Below are 21221 nucleotides of genomic sequence, written 5' to 3'. Positions count from 1 at the left end.
TCCGGCAGGGGGTAGATAAGGATGTTTTACGCAGCGTTTCCGCCCGAGATCAACTCGGGCCGCATGTACACCGGCCCGGGAGCGGGGCCGATGCTGGCCGCCGCGGCCGCATGGGACGCACTGGCGGCCGAGTTGCAGGCCACCGCCGCGTCCTATTCCTCGGTGATCACCGGCCTGACCAGTGGGCCGTGGGTAGGCCCGTCGTCAATGGCCATGGCGGCCGCGGCAATGCCGTACGTGACCTGGATGAGCGGCACGGCGGCACAGGCAGCACAGGCTGCCGGCCAGGCCAATGCGGCTGTGGCAGCGTACGAGACGGCCTTCAGCGCCCACGTCCCGCCGCCTGAGATCGCGGCCAACCGCAGCCAGTTGGCTGTGCTGGTGGCAACCAACCTCTTCGGGCAGAACACCGCGGCCATTGCCGCAACCGAGGCCCAGTACAGCGAAATGTGGGCACAAGACGCTGTCGCGATGGACGACTACGCCGCCTCGTCGGCGGCCGCGAGTGAGATCACGCCGTTCACCGAACCGCCCGAAATCGTCAACGCGGGCGGACTTGCCAGCCAAGCCCTCGCCGCGGGTCAGTCGGCCGGCAGCGCGGCGGGCAACGTTGCCCAGTCGCTCCTCTCGGCGAGCAACCCGGTTTCGCAGTTGCTGCAAACGCTCGCCAACCTCAGCACCGACTACACCGCCACCATCAACGGCCTGCTCAACGGCCTCTTCGGCTCCGCCGGGGCGTCGACCTTCACGACCTTGTACAACGCGGTGAAGGTGCCTCTCGGCTTTACCACCCAGTTCAACGACATCGGGTTGCTGATCAACTTCCCGGCATCCCAGTTCCTGAAGTTCGCTTCGAAGTCCGCGGTATTGGGCGAGCTGCCCAAGGACGCGCTGGAGGGCGGGCTAGTGCCGCATTGGGGCCGCGGTTGGCTTACCAGTGCGTTGTCACCAAGTCCCGCAGCTCATTTCGGTCGTGGCACCTTGGTGGGATCCTTGACAGTGCCGCCGAGCTGGACCGCGAACACTCCGGCCATCCGGACGGTCGCCGCTGCATTGTCGGCTGCTGGGCCGGAGGCCATCCCCGCGGCCGAACTGGGCCAGGGCAGCCTGCTGAGTTCGATGTCCTTGGCGGGCATGGCCGGAAGTGCCTTCGGTGCCGGGGCGCCCGGTGCGCTGGCCGGCAGCGGCGCCCGGAAAAGTCTCGCGCCGGTCAAAGACCTCAAAGACCTCAAATCGCCGGAAATGCTCAAGCGCATGGTCGCTCAGATATCGGAGCGGCCCGACAGCGTCCAGCACCACACCGTGGACCCGGAGGGCCTGGACAGCCTCCTCGAACAACTGGCGAAGAAGCCCGGAATTCACGCCGTGCACCTAGGCAAGAGCGGTAAGTCCAGTGTTGTTCCGCCGGACGCGCAATTGGGTTGAGCGGTGACTGGTACCGAATGTTGGTTCGATACAACACCTTTGACCTGTCAACGACGTTGCCATTGAGAACGAGAGGTGAATCAATGAAAGGGTTGATAGCACTCATCGGCATCTGTGCCGCGATCGGCCTCGCAGCGCCGGCATATGCGGATCCTGATGATGGCTCGGGCGGCGACGACGGGGCCTTCCTCGCCGCACTGCAGCACGCCGATATCGGCTACCGCAACCCGGCGCAGGCCATCGGGTCGGCGAAAGCGGTGTGCACCTGCTTGAACGGCGGCGAATCCGGGTTGGAGTTGGTCCACGACGTGCAGACTCACAACCCGGCCTTCACTATGGACGCCGCGGCCCAGTTCGCCGTCATTTCGTCGAAATACTACTGCCCGCAACATCTTTCGAAGAACTGACGCCAGCGCCCACGCTGGCACGACGGCTCGGTCTTTCGAAGGCTGCCCGTTAAACCTCGAGGCGCGCCCGGCGACATAATCGAATTCCCAACCTCCGCCACATATATGTGTCGCCGGTGACCGCACTCACTGATGAGGTTTTGGCAATTTGCTGCGTGTGTTCCCGTGAGGCATTACCTCGCGTGCCCCCTCGTGCTCTAGCAGCTCCCGTGTGACGCCGCTGGGTCACCACTCGATGAGCCACAATACGAGCAATTCCGACCCACCATTTCTGCCCGGCAGTCCGGCGAGTATTCGCAGAGCCGGAAAGCGCGGAACCGGTTGCGCAGAATACGTGGAGCGATGCGGAGAACCATTGGCAGACCTCGTGAGTTTTATATGAGGTCGGTCAGATCTGCGGCTAGATGGGTAAACGCCTCGCTACCATGGCTGGCACCAAGGGGACCGGAGGGTATCGGATGGACTTCGGGGCGTTACCGCCCGAAATAAATTCTGGGCGGATGTATACGGGGGCGGGATCCGGCCCGATGTTGGCGGCAGCAGCCGCCTGGGACGCGTTGGCCGCTGAACTGCACTCGAACGCGGCGTCGTATGGCGCGACGATTCAGGGCGTTACCGTCGGCACGTGGCACGGCCCAGCGGCGACCGCGATGGCGACCGCTGCCGCGCCGTATGTGGCGTGGATGACCGAGACCGCGGCTAGGGCGGAGCAGGCCGCCACCCAGGCCAAACTCGCCGCCGCCGCGTACGAGACCGCATTCGCGGCGACGGTTCCGCCGCCGGCTGTTGCGGCCAACCGCGCCCTGCTCATGGCGCTCATTGCCACCAATATTTTCGGCCAGAACACCGCGGCGATCGCGGCCACCGAAGCGGAGTACGCGGAAATGTGGGCCCAAGACGCCGCGGCGATGTACGCCTACGCCGGCTCGTCCGCGGCGGCGACGGAGCTGACGCCGTTTGCAGAGCCCCCGGAGACCACGGACCCGAGCGGGGTGGCCAGGCAGTCCGCCACGGTCACCGAGGCCGTCGGCGCCTCGGAGATCCAGTCGCAGCTCAGCCAGATGATGACCGCCATCCCTAATGCGCTGGCAAATGTGGGGCCCGCGGCGGCGGCACCGGCGGCGACGACGCCGGTCGGCGATGTTATCGAGGCCCTCAACCCATATATCGTCGGCATTCGGCCCTTGTTCGCGGCCATCACCGGCGCCTACAGCCCCATCGTCCCGTTCGTTCTTGCCGGCGGCTGGTGGCTGTTCGCCCTACAGATCCTCGGCCTGTCACAGAACGCGCCGGGGGTGGCTACCTTGCTCAGCACCGGCGGAAAGCCCGTCGCCGGTCTGGCGCCGCTGCGCGGGGGTTACGTGGCATCGCTGACGCCCGGGGGCGTCGGTGCCGCCGGGGCCATGGGGAATTCCACGCTGGTCGGATCGTTGTCAGTGCCACAGGGCTGGGTGCAGGCCGCTCCGGTGCTAAGGACGATGACGTCCGTGCTGCCGGGCGCGACCCCGGAGGCACTCGCGGCCATGCCCGCGGCAGCCGAGGGCGGCCTGTTCGGCGAAATGGCCATGGCGAGCCTCGCGGGACAAACGCTGGCCGGGGCCAGCGTGCGCACGGTCAGCAACGGGACGGCAGGCGGCGTCGGGGGAGGCGCGGCGGCGGCTGGCGAGGAGGCCGCGACGGCAACCATCATCGTGATACCGGCGGACTGACCGGTGGCCTATATAGCAAAAGCGGCAGGAAGGCCGAAATTATGATTTTTGCTTTGCGGCCCCCGGAGATCACCTCTGGGCTGATGTACATGGGGCCCGGCGCGGGGCCGATGATCGCGGCGGCGACGGCTTGGGACGCCCTGGCCGCCGAACTGCAATCGACCGCCGCCTCGTACGGGCTGATCGTCGACGGATTGGCCAATGAAGAGTGGATAGGCCCTTCGTCGGCGGCGATGGCGGCCTCCGTAGCACCGTACGTGACCTGGATGTCCGCGACAGCGGCGCAGGCTAAGGCGGCAGCAGAGCAGGCTCAGGCCGCGGTGAGCGCCTACGAGGCCGCCTTCGCCGCGGTGGTGCCGCCGCAGGCAATCGCGATCAATCGCAGTCAATTGGCGTCGCTGGTGGCGACGAACCTGTTCGGCCAGAACACCGCCGCGATCGCCGCCCTTGAGGCGCAGTACGGCGAAATGTGGGCCCAGGACACTTCGGCGATGATCACTTACGCCGGTTCGTCGGGCGCCGCGGCCAGGCTGACGCCGTACACGGACCCGCCGCAGATCACGAACGAGGCCGGAGTTGCCGCCCAGCAGGCCGCGATCGGGCAGGCCAGTGGCCTGGCCGCCGGTACCGCGGCCGGGACTGCGGCCGCGGCTGCCGCGGCCGCACCGACGGCGGCACCGGTGTTCCCATTCGACATTGTGTTGCAGGTGTTCCAGGCGCTCGGCAGTGGCGGCACCGCCTACATGCAAGCCATGGGCCAGCTGCTCAATGCACTGACCGGGACGCCGTTGGCGGGTACGACGTGGGAGAACGCTTTCGGGATCCTCGCCGACATCGGCCGGTTCAGCACCGTGGCGAACGACGCCATGAGCGGGCCCAACCTCGGCATGACCGAATTCAAGATGTTCTGGAAGCCGCCGCTCGAGGACATCCCGAAGTCGGCGCTGGGCGCAGGGCTGGGGATGGCGTCGTCGGGGCACGGCCTGACCGGCGCGACACCGGCGGCATCGGCGAGCGTGGGTGCGGCCAACGTGGTCGGGAAGTTGTCCGTGCCGCCTAGCTGGGCAACGGCCACGCCCGCGATCAGGATGGCCTCCACCGCGCTACCTGCCACCAGTCTGGCCGCGGCGCCCTCGGCGGGCGTCCCCGCCGACCTGGTCAACCAGATGGCGCTGGGCAGCATGACTGGCGGCGCCCTGGGTGGAGCCGGCGCGCAAATACTCAGCGGCAGCGGTGCCCGCGCCCGGGCCAACGGCGGGAAAGGCCCCGTCGAACCGGTCAAGCTGGACGAAGTCATCGCAAAGCTGCAGAAGGAACCCGACTCGGTCAAACACTGGAACGTCGACAAGGCGGGTCTGGACGCACTGCTCGAAAAATTGTCCAAGGAGCCGGGTATTCACGCCGTGCACGTATCCAACAAGGACAAGCCCAAGGTGACCTTGCCCGATGCGCAGTTGGGCGGGAAATGAGACTGCCGCTTGCCCTTGCTGCCGTCGCCGCGATGATCGGCTTTGCGGCGCCGGTGCACGCCCACACCGACCAGGACGCGGTGTTCCTCAACGCGCTCGCCAACGCGGGAATTGCGGTTCCCGACCCGGCGGCAGCCATCGCCTCCGCTCAAGCGGTCTGCGGGTTGATGCGCAACGGTGAAACCGGCTTGCAGGTGCTTACCGACGTGAAGAAGCAGAATCCCGCCCTGACGCTTGACGGCGCGGCGCTGTTCACCGCCATCGCGTCGAACAGCTACTGTCCCGAGCACCTGGGCCACTCTGAGGGCGGTTATTTCTAGCGGATCTCGGTTGCCTACGCGCTATCCGGTGTTAATCCTGATCTGATTGGCTGACGTGTTGGTTTTGCGATGGGGAGAAGGGCGGGCCGATGTCTACGCTCAGTGTTGCCGATTTCGCGCTCCGACTGGGCGTCGGCGTGGGCTGCGGCGCGCTCATCGGCATCGAGCGGCAATGGCGCGCCCGGATGGCCGGGCTCCGCACCAACGCCCTGGTCGCCGCCGGCGCGACGTTGTTCGTGCTCTACGCGGTGTCCACCGAGGACAGTAGCCCAACCAGGGTCGCGTCGTATGTGGTGTCCGGGGTCGGCTTCCTAGGTGGCGGGGTAATCCTGCGGGAGGGCGCGAACGTCCGGGGCCTCAACACCGCCGCCACTCTGTGGTGTTCGGCGGCGGTAGGTGTGTTGGCGGCATCGGGGCATTTGGTGTTCACCGCGATCGGCACCGTCGTCGTCGTGATCATCCACCTGTTCGGGCGACCGTTGGGCCGGCTCATCGATCGCGATAACAGCGCCGACGAAGACGAAGGGTTGCAGCCCTATCGCGTTCAGGTGGTGTGCCGCCGAAAGTCGGCGAAATATGCACGGGCGCAAGTCGTTCAGCACACCAGCAACAACGACATCATCCTGCGTGGCATACATACCAGTCGAGATGACGAGGGTGACGAGGTCACGTTGACCGCGCACCTGCTCATGGACGGCCACACACCGGCCAAACTGGAGCGGCTGGTCGCCGAATTATCCTTGCAGCCCGGGATTTTCGCGGTCCACTGGTACGCGGGTGAACAGGCGCAAGTGGAGTGACGGCAGTCGGGCTCAAGGCCGGTCTTGCAGGTCGGGGGCGGCCGCGGCCAGTAGATCCGCGCGGTCTTTGGTCAGCGGCGGGTAGATCCGCGCAGTGTTGATGGCCCGCTTGGTGGCCTTCGCCGCCGCGCCACGCGACACGACCGTTCGGTCCCACCCTTCGGTGTACACCGCACCGGCTGGCCCCAGATCGAGAACCGTTACATACCAAGGGATCCGAAGCGACAGCAGCGGCTTGCCGAACAGGTCGCTGATGACGTTGTAGCCGGCGTAGCGACCCATCGGCCTGCCGTGCTGACACGACATCACCGAAAGGTGTTCGTCGTCCATGCGGGCGGCTGCCACGTCCCCGGCCGCGAACATCGCGGGCACACCGACAACGCGCAACTCGTCGTCGACCGCAACCCGGCCCAATCGGTCGCGGGCCACCGGCAGTTGCCCGGTCAAGGGGCTGGCCCGCATGCCCGCACACCACACCACGGTGGCCGCCTCGAGTTGGTCGCCCGACGACAGCGTCACGACCTCGCGTCCCACCTCGGTAACACTCACACCGGTCCTGACTTCAACACCGTTGCCGGACAACGCTTCTTCGATGACGGGCCGGGCTGACGGGCCCATGTCCGAGCCCACGAAGGGATGGTGGTCGACCAGCACCACTCGTGGAGAGAGCCCCAACCCACGCAATCGATCCGGCAGCTCGCAGGCCGTCTCGATTCCGGTCAGACCCGCGCCCACCACCACCACGGTGGCCACCGACGCCCCCTGGGCCAAACCCTGCAGATGCTGGAGCAATCGCTCGGCACCCTCGTAGGTGTCGACGTCGAAGCCGAACTCCCGCAGGCCAGGCAGGTCGGGTTTGACCACTCGGCTGCCCGAGGCGAGCACAAGCCGGTCGTAGCCATATGTCGCACCGCTGCGGGTGGCAACGCGTCGACCATCAGGGTCGATGGCAGTCACCTCCGCGGTCACGTGTTGCACGCCGACGGGGTCGAGCAAGTCGGACAGCGGGATGCGGCATGCGCTCAAGTCGGCTTCGTAGTTGCGAACGCGGATGTCGTGGAACGGATTCGGGCTCAGCACCGTGATATCGACCGTCCCCGCCGGCACCGCCAGCTCGTCGAGCCGTCGCGCAGCGCCGAGAGCCGCCCACAGTCCCGCGAAACCGGAACCGATGACCAGCACCTGGGTCAACGCAAGACCTCGCGAATCTGCGTGAGGGCCACACCGGCGCTGCGCGTAGGCAGGTACATCCACACATGCAAGGCGCCTTCCCGCTCGTACCAGCCGACGTCGAGTCCCTCGGCCAGCGCCCTCTTGCGGAACGCACGGGTGTCGGGGTTGAGCACGTCATGGGTGCCGGTGAATATCGTCAGTCGTGGCAGACCTTCGAGCGGTCCCATGCTCGGGCTGACCAACGGGGTGTCAAGGGGGTCGCCGCCCGCGTAGCGCAAGCCTGCCGCCCGCAGGTCGTCGAGGTTGAGGAATGGATCGATCTTGGCGACGGCGGGCACGCCCGGATCGGGCAGGCCGACGTGCATCCAGGGCGAGAGCAGCACAGCGTCGGTCGGTTGCGGCAGGCCAGCGTCTCGCAGCGCGTGGCAAAGCGCAAAGGCCATCCCACCCCCAGCCGAGTCACCGATGACGGCGATGGACTCCGGGTCGTGCGCGTCGAGCAGCTCTCGGTACACCTGCAGCAGGAACGGGAACACTTCGCGATACGTGTGTTCGGGGGCGATGGGATAAATCGGCACGGTCATCGTGCGGCCGGTGATGATGGCCAGCTTGGCGATGGCCGGCCAATGGAAGTGCGGCATCAGATCCAGCACATAGGCCCCGCCGTGCAAATAGAGCAGGTGTCCGTTGGGCCGGTCGCCGTTGAGCAGACGGGGCCGCACCTGATAAACCGGACGGCCGTTGACGTCGGCACGGGTTACCTCGATCTTCTTCCGGACCCGCGCTGACGGCTGTCCCGAATAGGGCAATCGCGGTTGTGCGGCCCACAGGTCCAGCTTGGCGGCCGGGAACAGCCGCTTGCGCATACCGGTCGAGCGCAGGAGTTTATGGCTGACACCGAGGCGGAACATTCTGCGGTCCATAGCGCTCCTCAGTGTGTACTCCCTGGACCCCTGAATGCGACCGACGGTCACTGCACGGGGACGGCGAGTCGTAATCTGTCTGGTGTGGATGTCGTATACCCAGGCTTCTTAGCCATCCTGCCCGGGCCCATGCGGGACCCGGTGTTCTTCGCCATCCCGTTTTTCCTGCTGCTGCTCACCCTCGAATGGGTAGCGGCACGCAAGCTCGAAAGCATCGAAGAAACAGAGACCGGCAAATCCCGCCCAGCCTCTGGGGCGCACTTTGCCCGTGACTCCGTCACGAGCGTCTCGATGGGGCTCGTTTCGATTTTCACCACCGCTTTCTGGAAGACGTTGGCCCTGCTCGGCTACGCCGCGTTGTATGTCTATGTCGCACCATGGCATCTCTCGGCCGGCCAGTGGTACACGTGGGTCATCGCGATCTTGGGTGTCGACTTGATCTATTACGCCTACCACCGTGGTGCCCACCGCATTCGGTTGCTGTGGGCCACCCACCAGGCGCACCACTCGAGCCAGTACTACAACCTCGCCACCGCACTCCGGCAGAAGTGGAATGACAGCGTCAAGATCCTGATGTGGCTTCCGCTGCCGCTCTTGGGCATACCGCCGTGGCTGGTTTTCTTCAGCTGGTCGCTGAACCTGATCTATCAGTTCTGGATCCACACTGAGCGGATCGACAAGCTGCCGCGCTGGTTCGAATTCGTTTTCAACACGCCGTCCCACCACCGGGTCCACCACGGGATGGACAAGATTTACCTGGACAAGAACTACGGCGGCATCGTGATCATCTGGGACAGGTTGTTCGGCAGCTTCCAGCCGGAGGTGTTCCGGCCGCACTACGGACTGACCAAGCAGGTCGACACCTACAACATCTGGAAGCTGCAGACGTACGAATACGTGGCGATTGCACGCGACTTCCGGCGTGCGAAGCGGTTGCGGGATCGGCTGGGCTACGTCTTTGGGCCGCCGGGCTGGCAACCGCGCGTCACCGCCGCATCCGACCAGACGACGCCTCTGGTCACGTCGGGGTAACGTCAAGCGTTCTCGGCGCGAAAAACCAAGACGTGTGGTCGGCGCCGAACCGGCCTCGACGGATCGGAGTTCAGAGTGCGCCGCTTGGCATTGCGCGCAGGTGCCGCCGCGATTGGCACCGCGGCACTGTTAGCCGGAGTTTCCCCGACGATCGCCCGTGCCGATGCCACGCTGGTGTTCCCGGGTATGGAGATCCACCAGGACACCCACGTCTGCACGTTGGCCTACGTGGACCCCGGGCTGCGGATGGCGTTCACCGCGGGGCATTGTCGGGGCAACGGACCCGTCACCGACCGGGACGGGAACGTCATAGGGCGCCTGGCGGCTTTCCGGGATAGCACGCCCAGCGGCTCGACCGTGGCGACCGACGAAGCCATCGACGACTACGAGGCGATCGCGTTGGCGGACAACGTGGCCGTGAACAACGTCCTGCCGGGTGGCCGCCCATTGGTATCGAGGCCGGGCTTGGCGCCGGCGCCCGGTCAGCCGGTTTGCCATTTCGGCATCAGCACCGGCGAAACCTGCGGAACGGTTGTGAGCGCCAACAACGGGTGGTTCACCATGACCGGCGGCGTGGCGAGTCAGAAGGGCGACTCCGGCGGGCCGGTGTACCTCGCGGGCGGAGGTCCGGCGGAGCTGGTCGGGATCTTCAACAGCGTCTGGGGTGACCTGCCCGCAGCGGTGTCGTGGCAGGCCGCTTCCGAGCAGATGCGCGAGGATCTCGGAGTTTCCGTCCGGGGCTAGCCGGGGCTAGCCCACCAGCGCAAAAACCGGGATCAGCGGCGCTGCGGCGCGCAACTCGTCATCGGTGGACTCCGGTGTCAAACCCAGGACGTAGCCCTTGACCTGCCAATACCACCTGGCCAGATAGCGCCTCAGCAGTTCGGGTTTGTCGTCGTCGGCGACCTCGCGGACGGCAGTGGGCACGGCGGGCGCAGCGGACACGCCGCTTCGGAATGCGGGCCGGCGTGGGCCCAACTCGACGACACCGGCGGCCCTGACGTTACGGGCCCACTGAGTTTCACCCCGCGGCGAGACGACGTAGTCCACGCCGTCGACGGTCAACAGGTTGATCACCACCGCGCGCATCTTGCCCGTCTTGCGGCCCCGCACCCGCAGCGCCCGCGTGCCCGCCACGCTGATCCCGCGTTCGGCCAGGTAGCGGATAACCGAGTTTGCTGCCCGTGCCATCCCGTTCGGCTTTTCGTAGCGCGCGGCCATCGGCGTCCTCATCTCGGTATCGGTTTAGAGAGCACTGCTCTCATTTCTACAAACACGGTCCCACGGAGATGGCCGATAGTCAAGAGCACCGTTCTCGGTTGTGCCAGACTTCCGGGATGGGCAAGCGCCAGGACTCGCGGGAGCACGTCGAGGCGAGAATCATCGAACTCGGTCGACAGCAGCTGGTCGAGCACGGCGCGGCCGGGCTGTCGTTGCGGGCGATCGCCCGCGATCTGGGCATGGTGTCATCGGCGGTGTACCGCTACGTGTCCAGTAGGGACGAGTTGCTGACCTTGCTGCTGGTGGACGCCTACTCGGAGTTGGCCGATGCAGTGGACCGCGCCCGCGACGCCACGGCCGTGGGCTGGTGGGGCGACGACGTCCTCGCGATCGCACACGCGGTCCGCCAATGGGCGGTCGCGCACCCGGCCCGGTGGGCTCTGCTGTACGGCAGCCCGGTGCCCGGATATCACGCTCCGCCGGAGCGCACCGTCGGCGTCGGCACTCGCGTCGTGGCAGCGCTTCTCGACGCGGTCGCGGCCGGGATTACCACCGGAGAGATCATGTTGACCGATGACATTGCGCCGCAACCGATGTCGTCGGACTTCGAACGGATTCGCAAAGAGTTCGGATTTCCCGGCGACGACCGGGTGATGGCCAAGTGCTTCACGCTCTGGGCGGGTGTGCTGGGCGCGGTCAGCCTGGAGGTGTTCGGGCAATACGGCGCCGACACCCTCACCAACCCAGCCGCCGTGTTCGATACCCAAGTTCGGTTCCTGGTCGACATGCTCGGGGAGCGCTGACGCTTCCGGCGCCGTCGCAGAGCAAATTAGAACGTGTTCAGCTTGGGATTTCGCGGTGCCGACGGTCCCTGGCGGCAAAGTTCCACGCTCGGCTATTCTGCGAGACGATGAACCTCCCCGTTCAGTCGCCAACCCAGATCGCCTGGGTGACGACCGACATCGACGCCACCGAAAAGGCACTTACCGCCCTGCTAGGGGTCCGGAAATGGGTGCGGATACCCGATGTGCACTTCGCTCCAGACACCTGTAGCTACCACGGCCAGCCGGCAGATTTCTTTGCCCACATCTCGCTGAGCTACCTCGGGGACACGCAGCTGGAGCTCATCGAGCCGGTCCGCGGCGAGAATATCTATAGTGACTTTCTGCGCCACCACGGGACCGGTCTGCACCACATCTGCGTGGAGGCGGACAGCCTCGACGGCTTCGCCGCCGCCCTGGCCGACGCGGCCGAGCGCGGCACCCCCGTCGTCCAGCAGGGCGTGATGCCGGGCGGGATGCACTTCGGCTACGTCGCCGCCCCAGAGGCGGGGGTGCCGTATCTCGAATTCGCATACGTGTCACCACAAATGCGGACCTTCTACGACTACATCAAACAGGAGCAGCGGTGAGCACCGAGATCCCAGCCACAGTCCATGCAGACACGGTGACGTCCTGGTCGGACGAGGTGGATGTGCTGGTGGTGGGATTCGGCATCGGCGGCGGCTGCGCCGCGGTCAGCGCCGCCGCGGCCGGCGCGCGGGTGCTGGTCCTCGAGCGCGCCGGTGCGGCGGGTGGCACGACTTCGCTTGCCGGAGGGCACTTTTACCTGGGTGGCGGAACCGCGGTCCAGCAGGCGACCGGTCATGACGACACGCCGGAAGAGATGTACAAGTACCTCGTCGCGGTTTCCCGACAACCGGACCACGCCAAGATCCGCGCCTACTGTGAGGGCAGCGTCGAGCATTTCAATTGGCTTGAGGGGCTGGGCTTTCAGTTCGAGCGCAGCTTCTACCCGGGCAAAGTGGTCGTCCCGCCTGGCACCGAGGGGTTGAGCTACACCGGCAACGAAAAGGTGTGGCCTTTCTGCGAGGAGGCAAAGCCGGCTCCCCGAGGGCATTCGGTTCCGGTGCCTGGCGAGTTGGGCGGAGCGGCGATGGTTATCGACCTGCTGGTCAAGCGCGCCGACGAACTCGGCGTCGAGATCCGCTACGAGACCGGGGTGACCAACCTCGTCCTGGACGACGCCGGAGCGGTCGTCGGCGCGTCGTGGAAGCACTTCTCCGAGACCGGCGCGGTCAAGGCGAAGTCGGTCGTGATTGCCGCCGGGGGGTTCGCGATGAACCCCGACATGGTCGCCGAGCACACCCCCGCGTTGGGTCAACCGCGACGCACCAAACACCACGGCCTGGTGGCGCCCTACATCCTGGGGAACCCCAACGACGACGGGCTGGGCATCCGGCTGGGGATCTCGGCGGGCGGCGCCACCGAGAACATGGACGAGTTGTTCATCACGGCGGCGGCCTATCCACCAGAAATCCTGCTGACCGGGGTGATCGTCAACAAGGAGGGCAAGCGCTTCGTCGCCGAAGACTCCTACCATTCGCGCACTTCGGCTTTCGTGTTGGAGCAGCCGGACCAAACGGCCTACCTGATCGTCGACGAAGCGCACATGCAGATGCCGGAGATGCCACTGATCCGCTTCCTCGACGGCTACGAGACGATCGCGGAATTGGAAGCCGCACTGGGCATTCCGGCCGGAAACGTCGCGACGACCTTGGACCGCTACAACGAGTTCGCCACCAAAGGCGAGGACCCCGACTTTCACAAACAGCCGGAATACGTTGCACCACAAGGCAAAAGCCCTTGGGCGGTGTTCGATCTGTCGTTGGGGCGGGCAATGTACTCCGGATTCACCCTTGGTGGCCTGAGGGTGTCGCTGGATGGCGAAGTGCTGCGCGAGGACGGGTCGACGGTGCCGGGCCTGTACGCCGCGGGCGCATGCGCTTCCAACCTCGCTCAGGACGGCAAGGGCTACGCCAGCGGCACGCAGTTGGGGGAGGGGTCGTTCTTCGGCCGCCGCGCCGGATCGCACGCGGCGGCCAAGGCTGCGGCCAACGCGACCTAGACCTGCGCGGGTTCTTTCTCGAGCCTGCCCAGCCGCCACTCGCCGTCTCCGAGCAGGTGGAGTTCGTGAGTGTGGTGCTGCTCGACGGTGCTGCGGTGGCTCACACTGACCAGGATGGTGTCCGGCAGCTCCGTGCGGACGAGTGAATAAAGCATGAACTCGAGACCCTCGTCGAGCGCGGAGGTCGACTCGTCGAAGAAGATGACCTTGGGGCGCGTTAAGAGTATGCGCGCGAACGCGATCCGCTGTTGCTCGCCGGGGGAGAGGACCTTCGCCCAGTCGAGCACATCGTCCAACCGGTCGACCAGATGGGGGAGCGCGACCTTTCGCAGTGTGCTTCTCAAGGTGTCGTCGTCGATCGTGTTTTCTTTCGCCGGGTACGACACCACCGCACGCAGATCGCCGAGCGGCACATACGGCATCTGGGAGAGGAACATCGTCTCGTTGGGGCCGCACGGGCGGGTCAGCGTCCCGGAGCAGAACGGCCACAGCTCGGCCAGGCTGCGCAGCAGGGTGGTCTTGCCGCTACCGGACGGGCCGGTGACCACCAGGGTGTCACCGACCTCGAGGCGCATGTCCAGCGGTCTGATGAGCTGCCGTCCGTCCGGGGTGCGGACCTCGACATCGTCGAGCACGACAGCTCCATCGATACCCGGGTTCGTGGTGACTTCGGGCAGCGCTCTGCCTTCTTCGTTGGCGACGACGAGGCCGTGCAGACGGATGATTGCGGCCCGGTAGCCGGCGAACGAGTCGTAGGCGTTCCGGAAGAACGACAGCCCGGCCTGGATACTGCCGAACGCCGACGCGGACTGCGACATGGCGCCAAGTTTGATCTCGCCGGCCAGAAACCGCGGGAACTGGAGGATGAACGGCACCACCGTGATGATCTGGCTCACCGAGACGTTCCAGCCGTAGAACCCGATCATCCGGTTGATGTAGCGCTTGTAGTTGGAAACGACCGGCTCGAACAGCCGCCGCAACCCGGTGCGCTCAGCCAGTTCGCCGCGGTAGAACGCGACGGCCTCTGAGGCATCACGCAGCCGCACCAGCGCATACCGGAATGCGGCGTTGAATTTTTCGTTGTTGAAGGCCAGCCAGATGATTGGTCGGCCGATCCAGAACGCAAAAATGGTGGCGAGCAGCACGTAGGTCAACAAGATCCAGAACATTGCCCGCGGTAGTGAGAGGCCGATGACGGGCAGGGTGAGCGTGCCGGATAGGCCCCACAGAATCCCGGTAAACGAAATCATCGAGGTGATGGCTTCGATCCCGCCGAACAGCAGTGTGGTCTTGGTGTAGTTGCCCGGGGTATTCGGCAATGGACCGACGCCGGTGGTGAAGATGTCGACGTCGGTCTGGATGCGCTGGTCAGGGTTGTCGATCGTGTCGTCGATGAAGCGGGCCCGGTAGTAAGCCTTGCCGTCGAGCCAGTCGTCGGTGAGCCGATCGGTCAACCAGGCGCGCCACCTCAGCATGAACCGCTGCATCAGGAACAGATCGAGCATGATGCGTGCGACGTGGATGGCGGCCAGGATGCTGAAAATGCCGATGGAGAACCAGAAGCCGGTTTTCCCGGAATTTCGGACGGCCTCGTCGTGGTTGCCCAGGCCCGCTGCAACCGCTTGAAAGCTGTTCATCATGTCGCGGCCCTGGTAGGAGAGCAGCACATCGATGCGAACTCCCGCGACCACCGACAGCAGCAGCACCCCGAGCCAGATCCAGACCGGAATGCTCTCGCGGCCCAGGAAGTAGCCACTGGTAACACGCCAGAACTGTTTGCCCCAAGTGGTGAATCGGTGGATCAGCACCAGGATGGCCATGGTGCTCACCGCCGCGATAGCCCACGCCTGAGCGAGCCACTCCAGCGAATTCCAGAGTTCGCTGCCCCAGTCCCGCGTGGAGATGAACATGTCCGGATTCATTCCGGCAAGGTACCCCGCGCATCGGCCGCAAGCGTGGCTAAGGGTCCAACTCTGTGTCGCGAGCAACCGCGGATAGCTCAGCTGATCGGGTTAACCCTCTGCAGCGCAACGCAATTCGCTGAAGGGCGCGGTGGGGTCAGCGGCTCGGCGGTGCGGCGGGCAACGGCGGTGTGATTAAGCTGCCCACCATGAGCATCGACGCTCCGACGACCATCCACGCCGGCCGGCTCATCGCCCGTCGGCTCAAGGCGAGCGGCATCGACACGGTTTTCACGCTTTCGGGCGGGCATTTGTTCTCCCTGTACGACGGCTGCCGGGAGGAAAACATCAGGCTGATCGACACCCGTCACGAACAGACCGCGGCCTTCGCCGCCGAGGGCTGGTCGAAGGTGACCAGGGTACCGGGGGTGGCCGCCCTGACCGCGGGACCGGGCGTCACCAACGGGATGAGCGCGATGGCCGCGGCGCAACAGAACCAGTCGCCGCTGGTGGTCCTCGGCGGCCGGGCACCCGCACAGCGCTGGGGGATGGGCTCGTTGCAGGAGATCGACCACGTGCCGTTCGTGGCGCCGCTGGCGCGGTTTGCCGCTACCGCGCAATCGGCCGAGGACGCCGGCCGGCTCGTCGACGAGGCATTGCGGGCGGCGGTGGGAGCGCCCTCGGGGGTCGCTTTTGTCGACTTCCCGATGGACCACGTGTTCTCCCTGGCGGACGATGACGGCCGCACCGGCGCTCTGAGCGATGCGCCCGCGTCACCGACACCGGACGGCGCCGCGCTGGACCGGGCCATCGCACTGCTGGCGTCGGCGAGGCGGCCGGTGATCATGGCGGGCACCAACGTCTGGTGGGGACACGGCGAGGCCGCGCTGCTGCGGCTCGCCGAGGAACTTCGGATCCCGGTGCTGATGAACGGCATGGCGCGCGGCGTCGTCGCCGCCGACCACCCGCTGGCGTTTTCGCGGGCGCGGTCCAAGGCCTTGAAGGAAGCCGATGTTGCGCTGATCGTCGGTGTGCCAATGGATTTCCGCCTCGGCTTCGGTGGGGTGTTCGGGCAGCAGACCCAGCTGGTGGTGGCGGACCGCATCCAACCCGAGCGCCAACATCCGCGCCCGATAGCGGCGGGCCTCTACGGGGATCTGACCGCCGTGCTGTCGGCTTTGGCCGGCGCCCGCCGCACCGACCATGAGAACTGGATCACGGAGCTTCGGACGGCCGAACGCGCGGCGCGCAACCAGGAGAAGGCCGAGCTCGCCGAGGATCGGATCCCGCTGCACCCGATGCGCGTGTACGCCGAACTGGCGCCGATGCTGGACCGCGACGCGGTGGTAGTCATCGACGCGGGAGATTTCGGCTCCTACGCCGGCCGGGTCATCGACAGCTATCAGCCGGGCTGCTGGCTGGACAGCGGGCCGTTCGGCTGCCTCGGCTCCGGCCCCGGCTACGCCCTGGCCGCCAAGCTGGCGCGACCGGATCGCCAGGTGGTGTTGCTGCAGGGCGACGGCGCCTTCGGATTCAGCGGCATGGAGTGGGACACCCTGGTTCGGCACGAGGTCCCCGTCGTGTCGGTGATCGGCAACAACGGCATCTGGGGCTTGGAGAAACATCCCATGGAGGCGCTGTACGGCTACTCGGTGGTGGCCGAACTGCGCCCGGGGACCCGCTACGACGAAGTGGTGCGCGCCCTGGGTGGGCACGGCGAGCTGGTATCGGCACCGGCAGAGCTGCGGCCGGCGCTGGAACGCGCCTTCGCCAGCGGGATTCCGTCGGTTGTCAACGTGCTCACCGATCCCAGCGTCGCCTATCCGCGCCGATCCAACCTGGCCTGAGCCTCTGGCCCGCGACCGTGCGTGTTGGTACGCCGCCGCTCGGCGTGTCGCGGACAAACCCGCACGCTCGCGCCCCGCAAGGAGGTCACGCGGGTTCGCGTACCTTTGAGCTGTGCCCAAGACGACTCGCGCTCAACCCGGCCGCCTGAGCAGTCGGTTCTGGAGACTGCTCGGCGCCAGCACAGAAAAGAACCGCAACCGCTCGATGGCCGAGGTCACCGCCTCGGCCGAGTACGACAAAGAGGCCGCCGACCTCAGCGACGAAAAGCTGCGCAAGGCGGCGGGACTGCTCAACCTGGACGACCTCGCGAACTCCTCCGACATACCCCAGTTCCTCGCCATCGCCCGAGAGGCGGCCGAGCGGACGACCGGGCTGCGGCCGTTCGACGTGCAGCTACTCGGTGCCCTGCGGATGCTGGCCGGTGACGTCATCGAGATGGCCACCGGTGAGGGCAAGACCCTGGCCGGGGCGATCGCGGCAGCGGGCTACGCGTTGGCTGGTCGGCACGTGCACGTCGTCACCATCAACGACTACCTGGCCCGTCGGGACGCGGAATGGATGGGCCCGCTGATCGAGGCGCTGGGCCTGACCGTCGGCTGGATCACCGCGGAGTCGACGAGCGAGGACCGCAGGGCGGCGTACAACTGCAACGTCACCTACGCCTCGGTGAACGAGATCGGGTTCGACGTCCTGCGTGATCAGCTGGTCACGGACGTCGACGACCTGGTATCACCCAAACCGGATGTCGCCCTCATCGACGAAGCGGACTCCGTGCTGGTCGACGAGGCGCTGGTGCCGCTGGTGCTGGCCGGAACCACGCACCGGGAGACCCCGCGGCTCGAGATCATCACGCTGGTCGGCCAGTTGACCCCGGGGGAGGATTTCGACACCGACGCCGACAACCGCAATGTCCACCTGACCGAAGCCGGCGCCCACAAGGTCGAAAAGGCGCTGGGTGGCATCGACCTCTACTCCGAGGAACACGTCGGGACCACGTTGACGGAGGTCAATGTCGCGTTGCATGCCCATGTGCTGCTGCAGCGCGACGTGCACTACATCGTCCGCGACGGTGCGGTGCACCTGATCAACTCCTCGCGAGGCCGCATCGCCCAGCTGCAGCGCTGGCCCGATGGTTTGCAGGCCGCGGTCGAAGCGAAGGAGGGCATCGAAACCACCGAAACCGGCGAGGTGCTCGACACGATCACGGTGCAGGCCCTGATCAACCGGTACGCGACGGTGTGCGGCATGACCGGCACCGCCTTGGCCGCCGGTGAACAGCTACGCCAGTTCTACAAGCTGGGTGTCTCGCCGATACCGCCGAACACCCCCAACATCCGCGAAGACGAGTCCGACCGGGTCTACATCACCGCGGCAGCCAAGAACGATGCGATCGTGGAACACATCGTCGAGGTCCACGAGACCGGGCAACCGGTGCTGGTCGGCACCCGCGACGTCGCCGAATCCGAAGAGCTGCACGAGCGGTTGGTCAAACGCGGGGTACCGGCGGTGGTGCTGAACGCAAAGAACGACGCCGAAGAGGCGCAGGTGATCGCCGAGGCCGGCAAGTACGGGGCGGTCACGGTGTCGACGCAGATGGCAGGTCGAGGTACCGACATCCGGCTGGGCGGGTCCGACGAGGCCGATCACGACCGGGTCGCCGAACTAGGTGGATTGCATGTGGTGGGCACCGGTCGGCATCACACCGAGCGGCTGGACAACCAGCTGCGTGGTCGGGCCGGACGCCAGGGGGACCCCGGATCAACGGTCTTCTTCTCGAGTTGGGAAGACGACGTGGTCGCGGCCAACCTCGACCCCAATAAGCTGCCCACCGAAACCGATGACGACGGGCGGATCATCAGCCCCAAGACCAACGGACTGCTCGACCATGCGCAGCGCGTCGCCGAGGGCCGGCTGCTGGACGTGCACGCCAACACCTGGCGCTACAACCAGTTGATCGCCCAGCAGCGCGCCATCATCGTCGATCGGCGAAACACGTTGCTGCGCACGGCAACCGCGCGCGAAGAGCTCGAAGAGCTGGCGCCGAAGCGGTACCAGAAGCTCCTCGAGGTGTTGTCGACGGAGGAAGACGAGGCCGCAGCCGAGAAGCGTCTAGAGAAGATCTGCCGGCTGATCATGCTGTACCACCTCGACCGGGGCTGGGCGGACCACTTGGCGTACCTGGCCGACATCCGCGAGAGCATCCATCTGCGTGCGTTGGGTCGGCAGAACCCGCTCGACGAATTCCACCGGTTGGCGGTCGACGCGTTCGCGTCGCTGGCCGCGGACGCCATCGAGGCGGCTCAACAAACCTTCGAAACGGCCAACATCCTCGAAGAGGAGCCCGGCCTGGATCTTTCGAAGCTCGCACGGCCGACCTCGACGTGGACCTACATGGTCAACGACAACCCGTTGTCCGACGACACGCTTTCGACGCTGAGCCTGCCCGGCGTATTCCGCTGAGCGCTCGGTCCGCTGTGCGGACCGCATCGTCGTCGGGCTAATGTCACCGCTCATGGAGCCTGTGCTCGCACAGAACCGGGTGCTGACGGTGCCCAATGTGCTGAGCATCGCGCGCCTGGTGCTGATCCCGGTGTTCATCTACCTGATGCTCGCCGAGCATGCCACGGGTTGGGCGGTGGCGATCCTGATGTTCAGCGGGGTCTCGGATTGGGCGGACGGCAAGATCGCCAGGCTGCTGGACCAGTCGTCAAAGTTGGGCACGCTGCTTGATCCGGCGGTCGACCGCCTGTACATGGTCACCGTCCCCATCGTGTTCGGGCTCAGCGGCATCGCGCCCTGGTGGTTCATCATCGCCCTGCTGGCCCGCGACGGATTGCTGGCCCTCACACTCCCGCTGCTGTGGACCCGCGGGCTGACCGCACTTCCCGTCACCTACATCGGCAAGGCCGCTACGTTCGCCCTCATGGCCGGCTTTCCGCTGGTGCTGTTGGGGCAAGGGGACGCGCTGTGGAGCCGCATAGTGGGGTGGTTCGGCTGGGCATTCCTGATCTGGGGCCTCTACATGTACCTGTGGGCGTTCGTCCTCTACCTAGTGCAGATGGCGCTGGTGCTGCGCGAGATGCCCAACGTCAAGCGGACAAAACCGCCGAGCCCGCCCGCGGCACCCACCGCAGGTGAGCATGCCTGAACCGGATCGGCTGCTCGGCGGCTACGACCCCAACGCCGGCTACAGCGCCCACGTCACGGCCAGGCCGAAGCACATCCCAGTGCCGTCGCTGCTACGCGCCCTGCTGTCCGAGCACCTCGATCCCGGGTACGCCGCGGCAGCCGCCAAACGGCAGGACTCGGAGACGCCGCAGGCGCCGCGCAGCCGCGTGATCGGCTGGCTGTGGCAGGCGCTGGCCGCGACCTTGGTCGCCGCGGTTTTCGCCGCGGCGGTGGCGCAAGCCCGCTCGGTTGCCCCCGGCGTGCGCAATGCCCAGCACTTGCTGGCGGCCAGCGTGCGCTCGACCAATGCCGCCGCCGCCAAGCTGGCCCAACAACGCAGCGTCCTCTCGGCGAAAGTCGACAACGTGCAGCGACTCGCGCTGGCCGACGACATCGAGGGCCAGCGGCTGCTCAATCAGCTGGACGCGGTGAGTCGAGCCGCGGCCAGCAGCCGCATCATCGGCCCCGGTCTGACGGTGACCGTGACCGATCCGGGCGTCGGCCCCAATCTCTCCGACGCATCCAAACAGCGGGTGAGCGGCAGCCGTCAAATCATCCTCGATCGCGACTTGCAACTGGTCGTCAATTCGTTGTGGGCCAGCGGGGCGGAGGCGATTGCGCTCGATGGTGCCCGAATCGGGCCGAACGTGACGATTCGGCAGGCCGGGGGATCGATCCTGGTGGACAACAATCCGGCCAGCAGCCCGTACACCATCGTGGCCATCGGTCCGCCGAATGCGATGAAGAATGTTTTCGAGGAAAGCCCAGGATTGCGGCGACTGCAGCTGCTGGAGGTTTCCTACGGCGTCGGGGTCAGCGTGACGACCAGTGATGCACTGACGCTGCCGGCCGCAACGGTGCGGGATGTCAAGTTCGCGAAGAAGATTGGGTCCTAGTGGAGGAAACCCTGGTGAGAGA

The 21221-nt window shown here is 66.2% G+C and carries 19 protein-coding genes; 15 read left to right on the top strand and 4 right to left on the bottom strand.

What is annotated here, in order from left to right; all coding sequences use genetic code 11:
* Positions 1 to 21: 21 nt before the first annotated feature.
* The 6 genes from BST27_RS07245 (at position 22) to BST27_RS07220 (ending at position 6130) form a co-directional block, all read left to right on the top strand.
* Positions 22 to 1425, top strand: a complete 1404-nt coding sequence (locus tag BST27_RS07245; protein ID WP_069418417.1) for a PPE family protein — start codon at positions 22 to 24, stop codon at positions 1423 to 1425.
* A gap of 83 nt (positions 1426 to 1508) precedes the next feature.
* Positions 1509 to 1832, top strand: a complete 324-nt coding sequence (locus BST27_RS07240; protein ID WP_069418416.1) for a DUF732 domain-containing protein — start codon at positions 1509 to 1511, stop codon at positions 1830 to 1832.
* A 458-nt stretch (positions 1833 to 2290) separates the two neighbouring features.
* Positions 2291 to 3541: a PPE family protein gene (locus BST27_RS07235; RefSeq protein ID WP_069418466.1), complete on the top strand. Its 1251-nt coding sequence runs from the start codon at positions 2291 to 2293 to the stop codon at positions 3539 to 3541.
* A 41-nt stretch (positions 3542 to 3582) separates the two neighbouring features.
* Positions 3583 to 5010: a PPE family protein gene (locus BST27_RS07230; RefSeq protein ID WP_069418415.1), complete on the top strand. Its 1428-nt coding sequence runs from the start codon at positions 3583 to 3585 to the stop codon at positions 5008 to 5010.
* Complete coding sequence (locus BST27_RS07225) at positions 5007 to 5330, top strand: DUF732 domain-containing protein (protein ID WP_069418414.1); 324 nt, start codon at positions 5007 to 5009, stop codon at positions 5328 to 5330. Before BST27_RS07230 ends, BST27_RS07225 begins: the two co-directional genes overlap by 4 nt.
* Positions 5331 to 5419: 89 nt before the next feature.
* Positions 5420 to 6130, top strand: a complete 711-nt coding sequence (locus BST27_RS07220; RefSeq protein ID WP_069418413.1) for an MgtC/SapB family protein — start codon at positions 5420 to 5422, stop codon at positions 6128 to 6130.
* 12 nt (positions 6131 to 6142) lie between these two features.
* Here the strand turns inward: BST27_RS07220 and BST27_RS07215 are convergent, their stop codons facing one another.
* Complete coding sequence (locus BST27_RS07215; protein WP_069418412.1) at positions 6143 to 7321, bottom strand: NAD(P)/FAD-dependent oxidoreductase; 1179 nt, start codon at positions 7319 to 7321, stop codon at positions 6143 to 6145.
* Positions 7318 to 8226: an alpha/beta hydrolase fold domain-containing protein gene (locus tag BST27_RS07210; RefSeq protein WP_079219868.1), complete on the bottom strand. Its 909-nt coding sequence runs from the start codon at positions 8224 to 8226 to the stop codon at positions 7318 to 7320. The genes BST27_RS07215 and BST27_RS07210 overlap by 4 nt, the downstream gene beginning before the upstream one ends.
* 84 nt (positions 8227 to 8310) lie before the next feature.
* Between BST27_RS07210 and BST27_RS07205 the strand changes: the two genes are divergently transcribed.
* Positions 8311 to 9258 carry a sterol desaturase family protein gene (locus BST27_RS07205; protein ID WP_232007228.1) on the top strand — a complete coding sequence of 316 codons (948 nt, stop codon included), beginning with the start codon at positions 8311 to 8313 and terminating at the stop codon, positions 9256 to 9258.
* A 75-nt stretch (positions 9259 to 9333) separates the two neighbouring features.
* Positions 9334 to 10002 carry an Rv1815 family serine proteinase gene (locus tag BST27_RS07200; protein ID WP_069418410.1) on the top strand — a complete coding sequence of 223 codons (669 nt, stop codon included), beginning with the start codon at positions 9334 to 9336 and terminating at the stop codon, positions 10000 to 10002.
* Between the two features lie 6 nt (positions 10003 to 10008).
* Here the strand turns inward: BST27_RS07200 and BST27_RS07195 are convergent, their stop codons facing one another.
* On the bottom strand, positions 10009 to 10479 hold the full coding sequence (locus BST27_RS07195) for a PNPOx family protein (RefSeq protein ID WP_069418409.1): 471 nt from the start codon (positions 10477 to 10479) through the stop codon (positions 10009 to 10011).
* Between the two features lie 116 nt (positions 10480 to 10595).
* Here BST27_RS07195 and BST27_RS07190 point away from each other — a divergent pair, with 116 nt between their 5' ends.
* From BST27_RS07190 to BST27_RS07180, 3 genes are all read left to right on the top strand, one after another.
* Entirely contained in the window at positions 10596 to 11282 is a 687-nt protein-coding gene (locus BST27_RS07190; RefSeq protein WP_069418408.1) for a TetR/AcrR family transcriptional regulator, read from the top strand.
* A gap of 107 nt (positions 11283 to 11389) precedes the next feature.
* A complete protein-coding gene (locus BST27_RS07185) occupies positions 11390 to 11890 on the top strand; it encodes a VOC family protein (protein ID WP_069418407.1) in 501 nt (166 codons plus the stop codon).
* Positions 11887 to 13386: an FAD-binding protein gene (locus BST27_RS07180; protein WP_069418406.1), complete on the top strand. Its 1500-nt coding sequence runs from the start codon at positions 11887 to 11889 to the stop codon at positions 13384 to 13386. Before BST27_RS07185 ends, BST27_RS07180 begins: the two co-directional genes overlap by 4 nt.
* On the opposite strand, the gene BST27_RS07175 is transcribed toward BST27_RS07180, so the two are convergent.
* Positions 13383 to 15308, bottom strand: coding sequence for an ABC transporter ATP-binding protein/permease (locus BST27_RS07175; protein ID WP_170062279.1), 1926 nt, complete (start codon positions 15306 to 15308; stop codon positions 13383 to 13385). The two genes, BST27_RS07180 and BST27_RS07175, sit on opposite strands and share 4 nt — an antisense overlap.
* 188 nt (positions 15309 to 15496) lie before the next feature.
* Here BST27_RS07175 and BST27_RS07170 point away from each other — a divergent pair, with 188 nt between their 5' ends.
* The 4 genes from BST27_RS07170 (at position 15497) to BST27_RS07155 (ending at position 21199) form a co-directional block, all read left to right on the top strand.
* Positions 15497 to 17134, top strand: coding sequence for an acetolactate synthase (locus tag BST27_RS07170; RefSeq protein ID WP_069418405.1), 1638 nt, complete (start codon positions 15497 to 15499; stop codon positions 17132 to 17134).
* Between the two features lie 112 nt (positions 17135 to 17246).
* Entirely contained in the window at positions 17247 to 19595 is a 2349-nt protein-coding gene (gene secA2 / locus BST27_RS07165) for an accessory Sec system translocase SecA2 (protein WP_069418404.1), read from the top strand.
* Between the two features lie 52 nt (positions 19596 to 19647).
* Positions 19648 to 20283 carry a CDP-alcohol phosphatidyltransferase family protein gene (locus BST27_RS07160; RefSeq protein WP_069418403.1) on the top strand — a complete coding sequence of 212 codons (636 nt, stop codon included), beginning with the start codon at positions 19648 to 19650 and terminating at the stop codon, positions 20281 to 20283.
* Positions 20276 to 21199 (top strand): DUF881 domain-containing protein, encoded by a 924-nt coding sequence (locus BST27_RS07155; protein ID WP_069418402.1) that lies wholly within the window; start codon positions 20276 to 20278, stop codon positions 21197 to 21199. The genes BST27_RS07160 and BST27_RS07155 overlap by 8 nt, the downstream gene beginning before the upstream one ends.
* Positions 21200 to 21221 lie beyond the last annotated feature (22 nt).

Source organism: Mycobacterium intermedium (assembly GCF_002086275.1).
Taxonomy (GTDB): domain Bacteria; phylum Actinomycetota; class Actinomycetes; order Mycobacteriales; family Mycobacteriaceae; genus Mycobacterium; species Mycobacterium intermedium.
The sequence above is the reverse complement of the archived record's forward strand: the minus strand, read 5'-3'. Positions and strand labels throughout refer to the sequence as shown.

Bases quoted from the DNA above. Each gene is read 5' to 3' on its own strand.
- BST27_RS07245 (WP_069418417.1), top strand. From the start codon at position 22: ATGTTTTACGCAGCGTTTCCGCCCGAGATCAACTCGGGCCGCATGTAC.
- BST27_RS07240 (WP_069418416.1), top strand. From the start codon at position 1,509: ATGAAAGGGTTGATAGCACTCATCGGCATCTGTGCCGCGATCGGCCTC.
- BST27_RS07235 (WP_069418466.1), top strand. From the start codon at position 2,291: ATGGACTTCGGGGCGTTACCGCCCGAAATAAATTCTGGGCGGATGTAT.
- BST27_RS07230 (WP_069418415.1), top strand. From the start codon at position 3,583: ATGATTTTTGCTTTGCGGCCCCCGGAGATCACCTCTGGGCTGATGTAC.
- BST27_RS07225 (WP_069418414.1), top strand. From the start codon at position 5,007: ATGAGACTGCCGCTTGCCCTTGCTGCCGTCGCCGCGATGATCGGCTTT.
- BST27_RS07220 (WP_069418413.1), top strand. From the start codon at position 5,420: ATGTCTACGCTCAGTGTTGCCGATTTCGCGCTCCGACTGGGCGTCGGC.
- BST27_RS07210 (WP_079219868.1), bottom strand. From the start codon at position 8,226: ATGGACCGCAGAATGTTCCGCCTCGGTGTCAGCCATAAACTCCTGCGC.
- BST27_RS07195 (WP_069418409.1), bottom strand. From the start codon at position 10,479: ATGGCCGCGCGCTACGAAAAGCCGAACGGGATGGCACGGGCAGCAAAC.
- BST27_RS07190 (WP_069418408.1), top strand. From the start codon at position 10,596: ATGGGCAAGCGCCAGGACTCGCGGGAGCACGTCGAGGCGAGAATCATC.
- BST27_RS07185 (WP_069418407.1), top strand. From the start codon at position 11,390: ATGAACCTCCCCGTTCAGTCGCCAACCCAGATCGCCTGGGTGACGACC.
- BST27_RS07175 (WP_170062279.1), bottom strand. From the start codon at position 15,308: ATGAATCCGGACATGTTCATCTCCACGCGGGACTGGGGCAGCGAACTC.
- BST27_RS07170 (WP_069418405.1), top strand. From the start codon at position 15,497: ATGAGCATCGACGCTCCGACGACCATCCACGCCGGCCGGCTCATCGCC.
- BST27_RS07160 (WP_069418403.1), top strand. From the start codon at position 19,648: ATGGAGCCTGTGCTCGCACAGAACCGGGTGCTGACGGTGCCCAATGTG.
- BST27_RS07155 (WP_069418402.1), top strand. From the start codon at position 20,276: ATGCCTGAACCGGATCGGCTGCTCGGCGGCTACGACCCCAACGCCGGC.